This is a genomic window from Enterobacter cloacae complex sp. P29RS, assembly GCF_014893445.1.
GTDB classification, from domain to species: domain Bacteria; phylum Pseudomonadota; class Gammaproteobacteria; order Enterobacterales; family Enterobacteriaceae; genus Enterobacter; species Enterobacter intestinihominis.
In genome coordinates this window covers 45,420-58,065 of the sequence record NZ_JADBPZ010000021.1, presented here as the reverse complement: position 1 = coordinate 58,065, position 12,646 = coordinate 45,420, and the positions used below count along the sequence as shown (strand labels likewise).

The 12,646-nt window shown below is 46.2% G+C and carries 13 protein-coding genes and 1 tRNA gene; 9 read left to right on the top strand and 5 right to left on the bottom strand.

Translation table 11 applies throughout. The features are described 5' to 3' along the window. The first annotated feature begins 4 nt into the window (after positions 1-4). On the top strand, positions 5-1,258 hold the full coding sequence (proA, locus tag IM282_RS16145; RefSeq protein ID WP_165716275.1) for a glutamate-5-semialdehyde dehydrogenase: 1,254 nt from the start codon (positions 5-7) through the stop codon (positions 1,256-1,258). 111 nt (positions 1,259-1,369) lie between these two features. Further along, positions 1,370-1,445: transfer RNA gene (locus IM282_RS16140), tRNA-Thr, on the top strand. A gap of 319 nt (positions 1,446-1,764) precedes the next feature. Here the strand turns inward: IM282_RS16140 and IM282_RS16135 are convergent. Continuing rightward, positions 1,765-2,253, bottom strand: a complete 489-nt coding sequence (locus IM282_RS16135) for a hypothetical protein (RefSeq protein ID WP_038418009.1) — start codon at positions 2,251-2,253, stop codon at positions 1,765-1,767. Continuing rightward, positions 2,246-3,103, bottom strand: coding sequence for a winged helix-turn-helix domain-containing protein (locus IM282_RS16130; protein WP_165716273.1), 858 nt, complete (start codon positions 3,101-3,103; stop codon positions 2,246-2,248). The genes IM282_RS16135 and IM282_RS16130 overlap by 8 nt, the downstream gene beginning before the upstream one ends. Before the next feature lie 421 nt (positions 3,104-3,524). On the opposite strand from IM282_RS16130, the gene IM282_RS16125 reads away from it, so the two are divergent. The 7 genes from IM282_RS16125 (at position 3,525) to hha (ending at position 10,427) form a co-directional block, all read left to right on the top strand. Beyond that, positions 3,525-4,304, top strand: a complete 780-nt coding sequence (locus IM282_RS16125) for an EAL domain-containing protein (RefSeq protein ID WP_192970636.1) — start codon at positions 3,525-3,527, stop codon at positions 4,302-4,304. Between the two features lie 13 nt (positions 4,305-4,317). Further along, on the top strand, positions 4,318-4,905 hold the full coding sequence (locus tag IM282_RS16120) for a hypothetical protein (RefSeq protein WP_192970635.1): 588 nt from the start codon (positions 4,318-4,320) through the stop codon (positions 4,903-4,905). Between the two features lie 216 nt (positions 4,906-5,121). After that, the gene (locus IM282_RS16115) at positions 5,122-5,670 is read left to right on the top strand and encodes a fimbrial protein (RefSeq protein ID WP_045622410.1); all 549 of its coding nucleotides are present in this window, start codon (positions 5,122-5,124) and stop codon (positions 5,668-5,670) included. A gap of 62 nt (positions 5,671-5,732) precedes the next feature. Further along, positions 5,733-6,446: a molecular chaperone gene (locus IM282_RS16110; protein WP_058677403.1), complete on the top strand. Its 714-nt coding sequence runs from the start codon at positions 5,733-5,735 to the stop codon at positions 6,444-6,446. Between the two features lie 24 nt (positions 6,447-6,470). Next, positions 6,471-9,056, top strand: a complete 2,586-nt coding sequence (locus IM282_RS16105; protein WP_370553812.1) for a fimbria/pilus outer membrane usher protein — start codon at positions 6,471-6,473, stop codon at positions 9,054-9,056. Positions 9,057-9,085: 29 nt separating this feature from the next. Further along, a complete protein-coding gene (locus IM282_RS16100) occupies positions 9,086-10,174 on the top strand; it encodes a fimbrial protein (RefSeq protein WP_165716271.1) in 1,089 nt (362 codons plus the stop codon). 49 nt (positions 10,175-10,223) lie between these two features. Continuing rightward, a complete protein-coding gene (hha, locus tag IM282_RS16095; protein ID WP_192970634.1) occupies positions 10,224-10,427 on the top strand; it encodes a hemolysin expression modulator Hha in 204 nt (67 codons plus the stop codon). A 366-nt stretch (positions 10,428-10,793) separates the two neighbouring features. On the opposite strand, the gene IM282_RS16090 is transcribed toward hha, so the two are convergent. The 3 genes from IM282_RS16090 to IM282_RS16080 form a co-directional block, all read right to left on the bottom strand. Then, positions 10,794-11,288 (bottom strand): DUF523 domain-containing protein, encoded by a 495-nt coding sequence (locus IM282_RS16090; protein WP_154051903.1) that lies wholly within the window; start codon positions 11,286-11,288, stop codon positions 10,794-10,796. A gap of 169 nt (positions 11,289-11,457) precedes the next feature. Continuing rightward, on the bottom strand, positions 11,458-12,204 hold the full coding sequence (locus tag IM282_RS16085; RefSeq protein ID WP_192970643.1) for a cyclopropane-fatty-acyl-phospholipid synthase family protein: 747 nt from the start codon (positions 12,202-12,204) through the stop codon (positions 11,458-11,460). Positions 12,205-12,214: 10 nt separating this feature from the next. After that, complete coding sequence (locus tag IM282_RS16080) at positions 12,215-12,472, bottom strand: YjhX family toxin (protein ID WP_022647185.1); 258 nt, start codon at positions 12,470-12,472, stop codon at positions 12,215-12,217. Between the last annotated feature and the right edge of the window lie 174 nt (positions 12,473-12,646).

The window sequence follows — 12,646 nt, the reverse complement described above, 5'->3', positions numbered from 1 at the left end:
GAACATGCTGGAACAAATGGGCGCAGCTGCGAAAGCCGCCTCGTATAAACTGGCGCTCCTTTCCAGCCGCGAGAAAAACCGCGTGCTGGAAAAAATCGCTGATTATCTGGAATCCCAGTCGCAGGAAATTTTGCTCGCCAACGAGCAGGATCTGCTGGAAGCGCGTCGCAACGGCTTGAGCGAAGCGATGCTCGACCGTCTGGCATTGACCCCGGCGCGTCTGAAAGGTATCGCCGATGACGTCCGTCAGGTGTGCAACCTCGCCGACCCGGTAGGGCAGGTGATTGACGGTGGGGTGCTCGACAGCGGGTTACGCCTTGAGCGTCGTCGTGTGCCACTCGGCGTCATCGGTGTGATTTACGAAGCGCGTCCAAACGTGACGGTGGATGTTGCCTCCCTGTGCCTGAAAACCGGTAACGCCGCTATCCTGCGTGGCGGGAAAGAGACCTGGCGCACCAACGCCGCCACGGTGAACGTCATTCAGCAGGCGCTGGAAGAGTGCGGCTTACCGGCGGCTGCCGTGCAGGCGATTGAAAGCCCTGACCGCGCGCTGGTCAACGAGATGCTGCGCATGGACAAATACATCGACATGCTCATCCCACGCGGCGGCGCGGGCCTGCACAAGCTGTGCCGTGAGCATTCCACCATTCCGGTCATTACCGGCGGTATCGGCGTATGCCATATCGTGGTGGATGACACCGCGGAGATCGAACCTGCGCTGAAGATTATCGTCAACGCTAAAACTCAGCGTCCAAGCACCTGCAATACGGTGGAAACGCTGCTGGTGCATCAGGGCATCGCCAGTACCTTCCTGCCAGCGCTGAGCAAGCAGATGGCGGAAAGTGGCGTTACGCTGCATGCGGACGAGAAGGCTCTCGCCCTGCTGAAAGACGGTCCGGCAAAGGTCGTTCCGGTTAACGCGGAGCAGTACGACGATGAGTATTTGTCGCTGGATCTGAACGTGAAGGTAGTTGCGGATCTCGATGATGCTATTGCGCACATTCGTGAACACGGAACCCAGCATTCTGATGCGATCCTGACGCGCACCCTGCGCAATGCCGATCGTTTTGTGAATGAAGTGGATTCGTCTGCGGTTTACGTGAATGCCTCGACGCGCTTCACCGACGGCGGCCAGTTTGGTCTTGGCGCGGAGGTGGCTGTGAGCACTCAGAAGCTGCATGCCCGCGGTCCGATGGGGCTGGAAGCGCTGACCACCTACAAGTGGATCGGCTTCGGTGATGATACCATTCGTGCGTAAATAATCTCGGGTGATGCAAAAATAGCCGTTTGATTCAAAAGGGCATTGACGCATCACCCGGTTAGATCTACTCTTTTGCCCCGTGGTTACGCTCGTAACCGGTCTCTCAGGGCCGATATAGCTCAGTTGGTAGAGCAGCGCATTCGTAATGCGAAGGTCGTAGGTTCGACTCCTATTATCGGCACCATTTCAAATTCTCCCGCTATCTCTTTTCGGATTCGTTTGGTTGCAATCTGAAGTTCTATTTAAACGCCTAATCACTTTGGTTTGTCTCCCCGCCTGGTTTGCCATCCGTTCTGTTGTGAACAGGTCGAGAATAACGGTAAGATATGCACAGTGTATTCATCTCAGACATACGTTACGTCGTACCGCAAAGTTATGGAGCAGAACCAGTTGACCGTATTCTGGTTTGAACTCTGCCCTGAGATGTGCATATCACCAACGTTAAGATGGTCATCCGAAAATCACCTTATTTCATATTAAACCGATTAAAGGGTTATAAAATTTTATCTTTTTTTCACACAAATAAATAAAGGAAGAGGAACATCGCCAAAAACAAAGGTATTGAGATATCTTCGAACGGTGAGCCTGTTGTTTTCCAGATCAAACATATCGAAAAGCAGCCCAGAGGCCTCTGTCTCGGTCATGCTGTCCCCGGGGTGAGCTGTTGTCTTCATATCACTCAGGTAAAAATCGCTTTTGTTTCTGCTCAGGACCGTGAATGTTATATCCCGATTAACGAGATGCGTATTGATAGGGGAAGGCTGTCTTGCTGATACCGAAGTACCAAAGATACTGATAATACTTTCAGTACCCGGTCGTATTACCACACTGATGGTTCCATTAAAGAGATACTCTTGATCGCCCGGTGAGTTCATTTGTAAGGTTCCAGAACAGTTAATGTTGCCACTTTTAGTCATGTTACTGATAGTGACAAGGATGCCTGAGAAAAACACAAATAAAGTAATTGTTAATAATTTATATTTTTTATTCATGGCTATATACGCTCTTGCAACTGGATAACTTTTTCTTGTTGCCAGCCTGATAACTGCATCTGCTGATGAATAAACGTCCTGCTTCATCAAAAATCAGGCTGTCTTCCTGCTGAGAGATATAAAAGCTTCCTGGGAGGCAAGGTATTGATTCTCTGGCTATCTTTTCAGTTAAGGTGAGTCTCACGGGGAGCAGTTCATGCGCACTTCTGAAAAACATATATACAGGGCAGCTGTCAATCGTACCGACCTGGTATACCCTGGATACTTTCATCTCATTAGTTTTAAGCTGAATATGATAACAAATAAGTAAGAACATGATTAATGACAATGCATTAAGGCCATGAAACCATACTAATCTTTTACTGTTTTTTGTAATGGAAGTCGTACTGTCCTCTTCAGTGCCTGTATCTTTATTAGTCTCTGTAAGAGACATCCCCTGTTCGACCGTGTCAGGTAGAAAATCATCACTGAATAAACGGGTATCCGGAAGCAACAGGTCTTGTTTTTCTGCTCCGGGTTCGATCATTTTCACTTCTACATCTTTGTTCATCACAAAACCGGTACGTGGAATAGTGATGATGATATCGGCTGTTTCACCAAGTAACTGAAAATTTTTTCTAATCAACGATACATATTGTGTAAGTGTATTGTTGGACGCTTTATAACCGTACTCATCCCATACGCAATTGAGAATTTCTTCACGGGTTAAAGTTGACCCCTGATATCTGATAAATAACGACAGCAACCTTGAGGCCGTTGCTGGAAGAAGGATCGAGTCATAACTCTTACAGTTAGTTAAAGAACACTGAGCGTCATCATAAACAATATTCTCATTGAAAATATAGAGCATAACCCGTCCTTATCCTTCAGGTCTTACCTGCGGAACTTTTACCTGTATGAAATAGTGAAACTGATTTTGGCGCAGATTTTAGCATATTAAACATATCTGTCACGCGAATATGATGGTGTTTTGTTATTTACAATAACTATCATATCAAAATTTAGAATTGTCCTTCCGACATGAATGTTTTATATACATTCTGATAGTTCGTAAAACTCTCTCAATGATGAGCCTTATTTCTATATAAAAGAATAAAAAAATTAATATTGCACATATACTCAGATGAATCATCTGATATTTATATATTTTGCAATATATTATATAAAAAATTAGAAGTCAGAGTTATGATTGTTTCATTGCAGACGGACACGCTGAAGCAAACGAAAGTAAGGATAAACACTGCGATACAGATAAAAGAAGGGTATGAAACATGCTGATAATGAATGATACACTTGAAAAGAAATGTTCTTACAATTGTGAAATGGATGTTACGCCTTTCCTTCAGCCTGTTATTAATACTTATGATAACTGTATCGTGGGAGCAGAAATCCTCTGTAGAGTAAAAACAAAAAAAGGATACATACTGAATCAGCTGCATATCGAAGAGCTTGAGGTTCCTGAGCGTGCAGATTTTTATGCAAGAGAGCTTTTACTGAAAACGGCAGAACTGTTAAGGAAAAATGACGGCGCAGGCGAAATCCCATCGGGCTTTGTTTTTTCTCTGAATATCACCTGTGGTCAGATAAGTTCTCAAACTATCAGAAATGCGGTGGTGAGGTTTAAGAGTTATTTCAAAACAGACGTGGTGATCCTGCTTGAGATAGTGGAAAGAAATATTACTGATGCGACCAGTGATATTCTGAATGCAATCACATTCTATAATTCTATCGGAGTGAAGTTCGCTATTGATGATGCTGGGATAAACACTGCTGCAATGAAATTTTTTGGCGTAAGTAATGTTTCAATTCTAAAACTGGATCGCTCGGTTACGCAGATAAAAGAGAACTTTGAACTAATTTACCGGAAGTTAATTGATGGCATCGTAAAAGTATCCTCTCTGTGCGGGGTGCATATTGTTGCGGAAGGAGTGGAAAATCAACATCAAAAAGAAGCTCTGGAAAAGGCTGGCATCATACATATGCAAGGGTATTTTTTTTTACGACCTTTATCCGTAGCTGCTTTTTGTGATTTTATAAAACACTACCGCTGACAGGACGGATACCATGACAGTAAAAAAAACAGTTTTTATCATCTCCGATGATTATTTTTACCTTAATGGGTTGGGGTTTTTATTAAAGAATGAAAATAATCTAAATGTTTTTTGTCATTATGTAGATCAAAACCAGCAGGAATGTTTTTCTGATGGTATTCCTTTTGAAAACTATAATGAAAAAAGCATCATAATACTGGCAGTGGATGACTTGAACCTCATCAGGAATTTCGCTGCGCGTTTTAGAACTAATATTGTCTTTTCTCTGAGAACCCTCGGCAAAAGAGAAATGGCGCTTTGTTATAAAGGTTTTTTGGTAATTAACAGATGCCTTTCATCATGGCGGATGTTAGATGTAATTAAGAAGTACGGGAGGGTAAGTTTTATGCCTGGCATATCTCTTACCCAAAAAGAGGAACAGGTGATTTTCAACTATTTTAACTTAACCGGTGCCCAGTTTAGTTCCTTTAAGTATAAAACTGGGGTTAAGAAAATTAGTCATTATAAACGTTCTGCTTATCAGAAAATGTTGGTTAATGGTGATGGGGAAGCTCATTTTGTAGTGAAAGCATTAAGTGAAATTATAACAGGGATGCTATAACCGCTGTCCCATGGTTTACCTCTGTTTGTTTATTGCCAAAATTCATTTGTTTGAACAGATGAAGTGCTTAATACTGAAAATTAATAACTCAACGCTTTATGTTTTTTTGTAGTGCCTGGTGATTTTCACCATTCTAAGTAAGGGTTTTGATAAGGATGTTTTCACATCTCCTTATTACAACTCTATCGTGTATAAATATGATCTAAGGATATAGACATGAAAAAAAGTGCTATTGCGTTAACGCTGTTTGCTGTTCTGGGTGCAACTGTAAATTCTGCGAATGCTGCATCGACAGGAACCATTACCTTTAATGGTCAACTGACTGCCACTACCTGTGATGCCGTCGTTGATACACAGGGTGCAGATGCAACGGTTATTCTGCCTACCGTTGGTACCAACCAGTTGACTACTGCAGGCCAGACCGCGGGGCGTACGGGATTTAATATTGCCCTGACTAATTGCCAGGGCACTCTGCAAAACGCCTCCGCGTTCTTTGAAGCAGGTCCGACCGTGGATTTAGCCAGCGGACATCTGCTGAATAAGACCGGAACGGCAACCGGCGTCAGCCTGCAGCTGCGTGATGAGTCCTCTGCTACTGGAGGTGTCATTGTGGCGGGTAACGGCAATCAGGCTGCCAACACAACTTATGTTGATGTTTCATCCGGCAGTGCAAATCTGCCTTATTCAGTTGAGTATTTTGCTGATGCTGCAACCACTGCCGGGACAGTTATCAGCCAGGTGGTTTACTCCATTCAGTACATGTAATTCAACGTACTTTATTAATCAGGGGGCTTCGGCCCCCTTTCAGAGAGGGTGGATTTATGCCTATGCAGCGGAAGCATACCTTTTTTTTTATTCAGACACTGAGTTCACTATGCATACTTTTTCTGGTGCTGCTTAGCGCGCCCGTGAAAGCCAGTATTGTTATTACCGGTACCCGGGTGATTTACTCTCAGGGCGAGCGCTCTGTCAGTGTGAAACTTAATAATAATGGTAAATCCCCCGTACTTATCCAGAGCTGGGTTGATGATGGAGTTATGAGTAAATCTCCGGATACCAGCACTGCCCCCTTTATTGTGACGCCCCCGATAAACCGTGTTGATCCCGGCAAAGGTCAGACACTACAGATCAGTTTTACCGGAAAACACCTGCCTTCAGATAAAGAGTCAGTATTCTGGCTTAACGTGCTTGAAGTGCCAGCACGTAACAGTGCAAAGAAAGATGATAATTTTTTACAAATCGCTTTTCGTACCCGGATAAAACTTTTTTATCGGCCGCAGGCGCTTCAGGGGAAATCCATTGAAGCTCCGGATAAGCTCGAATGGAAAACCGTAGACGGGAAATTACAGGCCATCAATAAAACGCCCTGGAATGTATCTATTTCTGGCGTAAAAGCGAATGGAAAAAAGACCGAAGGGAAAATGATAGCACCTTTTGATGCTGAGTCGTTTCCGTTGCAGGTAAGGCATGGACAAACGATTCACTTTGACGCCGTCAATGATTATGGCGCAGTCACTGCGAAATCTGCTGCTGTTCAATAACGTCTGTTTGACAGGGAATATAACGTGAAAAACCATAATAAATATTTCCGCAAGAGCTTTCTTGCAGCAGCTGTTGCGGGTTTTTGCAGTATATCGCATTCAACTGAAGCAATGGAACACACAGGAGCGCAGCCTGAGAATCCTCTGTCAGAAGTGATACCTGACCCCGGGACCGGGGACGTTGAATTTATCAGTGATGTACTGATGTTACAAAACAATCAACCCGTCGATATCAGCCGCTTTTCAAAGCGCGGTTTTCTTTTACCCGGGAAATATTATGCCTCTATTCGGGTAAATGGGAGTGAAGTAGGGAATGAAAATATCGAGATTAAAACCCGGGCGGATAACTCTGGTTATGTCTGTATAACGCCGGAATTACTGAAAGCGATCCCTCTGGCCTGGGAAAGAATCAATGAGACCGACACAGTGCGACAGCCAAATTCTGATGGCTGCACCGAGATCTTATCTGGCATCCCGAATGCCAGGGTCGAATTCGATGCCGGTGAGCAGGTACTGGATATTACGTTGCCGCAAAAATATGTTCATCGCTCTGCGCGTGGTTCCGTGAACCCGGAGCTCTGGGATAGCGGTATACCAGCAGCATTTCTCAGCTATGGGCTGAACGCCTGGACAAGTCAGTCCAGTCATTACGATTATAAGTCGTTGTTTGCCTCACTGAATACCGGATTTAATCTTGGCGCATGGTATTTCCGTCATAATGGCTCCTATTCATGGTCTGATGATGGGAAAAAGGATTATCAGTCTCTGAACACGTTTGCTCAGCGAGATATTCCGTTTATCAAAGGTCGTTTACTTATTGGCCAGTCTAATACCACAGGCAGGGTTTTTGACTCCCTGCCATTTTCCGGTATGCAAATTGCCAGCGATGAGCGCATGTATCCAACTTCGCAGCGGGGCTATGCGCCTGAAATCAGGGGGATGGCCAGAACGAACGCCAAAGTCACTGTACGCCAGAATAACGCCATCATTTATGAGACAACTGTCTCCCCGGGTGAATTCGTCATTAACGATCTTTATCCGACGGGGTTTGGTGGCGACCTTGCCGTGACCGTTCGGGAAGCAGATGGCAATGAAAACTTTTTTCTGGTCCCGTATACCGCGATGCCGCAGTTGATTAGACCGGGGTCGTACCGCTATTCCTTTACGGCGGGTAAATTACGCCAGCTTAACCTTAGAGATAAACCGGAGTTTTATGAGGCAACCTGGCAGCATGGCCTGTCAAATTACCTGACGGGCTATACTGGCTGGCAACAAAGCGACGGTTATTATGCCGCTCAGGCCGGTATGGCAATAGGAACCCAGGCCGGGGCGATTTCTCTGGATATCACCCAGTCGCATGCTTCTTTCTCAGGCAATCCGAACGGTCAGGAATATGGCCATAAAACGTCATCCGGACAGAGCTACCGACTTAGCTATTCAAAATTTATCCCCCGGTCGGGCACCAATCTGACGCTGGCAACCTATCGTTTTTCAACGCAGGGCTATTACGATTTGGCAACAGCCATGATGACAAAAGATATGCTGGCGCGTGGTTACGATGAACAGCGTCTGAAACGTTCCAAAAGCCGCTATACCCTGACTGCCAGCCAGTCTCTTCCAGAAGGCCTGGGACAGTTCTATGCAAGTGCGTCATTACAGAATTACTGGAACAGTAAGGATACCGATAAACAATTCCAGGTCGGTTACAGTAATAGCTGGAATTCCGTCACTTACGGATTAAATGTCAACCGGACATACACCTGGTACGGCAAAAGTGATACCAGCTGGCTTCTTTCCCTCAGCTTCCCCTTGGGTACTGCCGGAGATACACATGTTCCATCCGCGCGTCTGGAAACAGGGCGCAACAATGATGGATCCTGGTCTGAGGCGGCCTCCCTGTCCGGAAGTGCCGGCGAAGACAACCAGTACAGCTATGGGGTAACAGCCCGCAATACCAGCGGCGCAACCGGCAGCAGTCTGTATGTTAACGGGCAGTGGCGAACACCGTATACGTACCTTAATGGCAGCAGCAGCGTTGGTAATCACTACCAGAGCCAGTCATTTGGTGCGAATGGGTCCGTGATCCTGCATTCCGGTGGCGCAACCCTCAGTCCTTACACCTCAGATACCTGGGCGTTGATTGAAGCCAGAGGAGCCGAAGGTGCCCGGGTTTCCTCTTACCCTGGTATCCGCATTGATAATATCGGTTATGCCGCAGTGCCTTATCTGAATGCATATGAACTGAATGAAGTGGCCATCGATCCAAAGGATGCGACAAACAATGTCGGTTTTGAGAGCACGTCACGTAAGGTGGCCCCCTACGCCGGTGCCATTGTAAAGGTTCAATATCATACGCAGACAGGGGTCCCCGTACTGATTTCTGCCCGATGGAAAGGAAAACCAGCCCCCTTCGGCGCGGATATCAGCAATGAGAAAGGTAATTATATTACGACCGTCGGCCAGGCCGGGCAGATATTTGTTCGCCTTGAGCCAGGCACTCATATTCTCAAACTGAAGGCCGGTAATCAGGGACAATGCAAAATGAAAGTTATCATTTCCGAAGAAGGTTCAGCAATTAATATGAAGAAAGAGGTCCTGGAATGTTACTGAATGCGGTAGGGTTTCTGTCACGCAGTAGCATGAAAATGTTACTCGCTATTTCATTGTTCATCATGGCGCATTTCCCGTCGGTGGCCTTAGCTGCACCTGTTTGTGACGACACGAATATTGGCCACAAAGAGATAGTATTACCTGGAGGTAGTATTTCACCCGGTGTTGACCTATCCTCGTTGACCACTGTGATAGCCTCTAATTACACTATAACTTCAAGTTACAATTATCAGTGTCATGTAACTGCTGGAGATTTTGCAACTTATACGCTATATGTTTTTCTTGAACCATTGAGTTCATATGGTAGTTCTTATAATTTGAATATAGGGATTAAACCAGCTTACAGTGTCGTTGCAATGAATGCTCCGGCATTTGGAGTCGGATTCACTAATTCTCTTTCTTCTCCACCAGGCATGGCGGTGACTACAGTTCATTATGTAACAATTTCCGGCCCCGCTGGATCTTCTGCCATTGGTAATGGTTCTGGCATAGGTACTGGTATATATTATATAGCATTAGTTAACGGTTCCCTCTTACAGCCAGGCGTTTTATCGGGGAGTGACCTGCCCACCTTCGGCATATACGGCATGATTTATAAGAGTGATGGAACACTCTATGACGGAAAGAAAATAACGATGGGGTCTGTATCTTTTAGCGGCTCAGTGAATGTTATTCCGTTTACATGCCAGACACCTGATGTGGTCGTGCCAATGGGAAAATATAAAACGACTGATTTCACCGGTGTGGGAAGTACCAGTCAATGGGTGGATTTCAACATTGAATTAGATAATTGCCCGGGGAATTATCCAGGATATTTTCAGGCAAAAAACCAAATGAGTGTATTGATTAATCCCGTTTATGGCAACCCTACACCTGATTCATTCAGTCTCAAATCAGGTACTGGCAGTGCAACGGGGATAGATATGCAGGTCAGAAAGCAAAATGATACCAGCATGATAAAAATGGGAACAGCTTTTTATCCTCTGGGCCCCGTAACCGGAAATACGGGAGTGACGCAATTACGGATCCCTCTGCAGGCCAGATATATACAGTCAGGCGGGCAGGTGACTCCTGGTTTGGCGGAGTCAGCGCTAACGTTCACAATAAATTATTATTAGTATGATAAATAATAATTTTTCTCTCATCCATTGAAATTAAAGAGTCGATATGACCAAACAGGAATGGCTTTTACAACTCAGGCGGTGTACATCAAAAGATACGTTAGAAAAACTCATAGATAAAAACACCTATTCTCTTTCCAGTGATGAGCTGGAGACATTTAACTCTGCGGTCGATCACCGACTGGCCGAACTGACAATGGGGAAACTTTACGACAAGGTACCTCCAGAAGTGTGGAAATTTGTGAAATAAAATGCGGGCGTGGCAGGTAGCACAGCGCCTGCGTGACGTTAAGTTATGTCAAACCTGACGGCTGAAAGAGGAGTATCCTTCTTGTCGTCAGGTGGGCTGAATGCTCAATGCACGTTAAATTTTATGACGTTATTGGCCATCCGCAGATAATCACTAGAAAGGTAACAGGATGGCTGAGATGATCATATTTTTAGCAATTTTCATGTGTCTATCCCTGATCTCATCGACATTTCCGCGCTAACGTTTCACCAAATCAATTGGTGCTTAAAATTAATGAGATTCAGAAAGGTTTTGTGAAGTGTGTTTTTCTCAAAAAATAGCATAAACGGATTAAGTGAGTCTTATCCGTAGCCATTTAAAAAGAACTCACTTTTCTTTTTCATCAATCCAGGCAATCAGGTCGGCGAGCCTCTTCTCAGAAAATACGGCTATACCATGTTTGGAGAGTAGCGATGCAGCGACACCCATTCCTGACTTACGCTGGCCGCTGAATGAACCGTCATAGATAAATTGACTACCGCATGTTGGGCTGTCGTCGGTTAATAGCGCCGCGGTACAATCTGACTCCTGAGCGGTACGAAGCGCTAATCTGGCGGCGAGCTGATATTGTTCAGTGACATCCTGCCCATTAATTTCAATTATTCTGACCTGCGCCAGCAATGTATCTTTAGTTTCAGCAGAAATAATTTCAGCCGGAGGACGGGGCACTGATAAACCGGCGGCCAGTTCTGGACAGAAGATCACAAGGCGTCCTTCTTTCTGCCAGCGCTGCAACTGATCTGACATCTGTGCTTTCTCGCTTCCGTCATAACGTACTTTGAGTCCCGTCAGGCATGCACTTACCAGTATTTTATTGATCATCGTTATCTAATATGACGTAACCCGTATAGCTGTATGTTAACACATTACTTGTATATATCTGTCTCTTAGCGGGGGAATGCTGCGCTGTATCTTTAGACTGATTGAGAAAAAGCATGATCGTAAACGCCGAATGGCGGTATACCCCAAAGGCTATACCGCCAGCGCCATATTATCGCGCCATTAACGCAAACACCCCCCAGCCAAAGTACTCCCGCGAGTACGTCACATGACGTTCAGGCGCTATCGTCAGCTCCGCCCGAACCTCCTGCGCGAAGTCATCTTCTGGGTTTTCCTCCAGCCAGCGACGCATGGTCATCCATTTTGCGGCTTCGTACCTGTCCCAGCCTTCCTGGTCTGCCAGCACCATTTCAACCAGGTCATAGCCCTGTTGATCGAAAGACACAACCAGACCGGGCAGAGTGAGAAAGTCTGCAATCGACGAGACGCCGCACGCCTGGGCTGTCTCCTCCGTCGCGGGTACCTGACGCCAGTACGGTTCGCCAATGAGCATTATTCCCCCGGGCTTGAGGCTTTTTGCCAGCAGATCCATCGTCCCGGCTACGCCACCCGCAATCCAGGTTGCGCCAACGCAGGCCGCCACGTCACATTTTTCATTCGCGACATAGCCAGCCGCGTCGTTATGAATGAAATGGACGCGTTCGCTGACGCCGAGTTCCTCTGCGCGCCGCGTGGCCTGCGCGGTGAAGAGCGGGCTCATGTCGATGCCGGTACCGGTGATACCGTAATCACGTGCCCAGGTGCAAAGCATCTCTCCCGAGCCGCTGCCAAGATCGAGAATGCGTGTGCCTCGCTTCATGCGTAACACGCGGCCCAGCGTCGCGTACTTCTCTGGCGTAAAGGGGTTATGAATGCGGTGTTCGCTTTCGCTAACAGTAAAAATACGTGGGATATCCATCATCCTCTCCTTAGCGGTTATCGGGCTGGGCGCGGACGTTATTCAGCCCCGTAGTGTTAATACGGTAGGGCTGACCGTTAACGGATTTGATCAGCTTTTTGGTTTTGAGCTTTTTGAAAACGGCGAGCGTGCAGTCAGCCAGCAGTAGCCCTTCGCGGCTATAGCATTCAACGGCGGTGACGCGGCCGGAGGTATTGCGGACGTGCACAATACGGCCACCTTTGGCGAGAACGTGTAAGGTACGTTGTTCCTGACGGGATAAATTCATACTGGAAAACCTGTTTAATCATCATGTGCAAAACGTGCAAACACACAGCGGTGTCCGCATTCGATTTCGGCGCATTGATAATCAGTCCGGCCTGGAAAGGTCGGTAAGCTGATTATCGGATGATTACATTCTCCAGCATCAAAGCCTCGGGTTGAGTTGAAAGGTATTTACGGG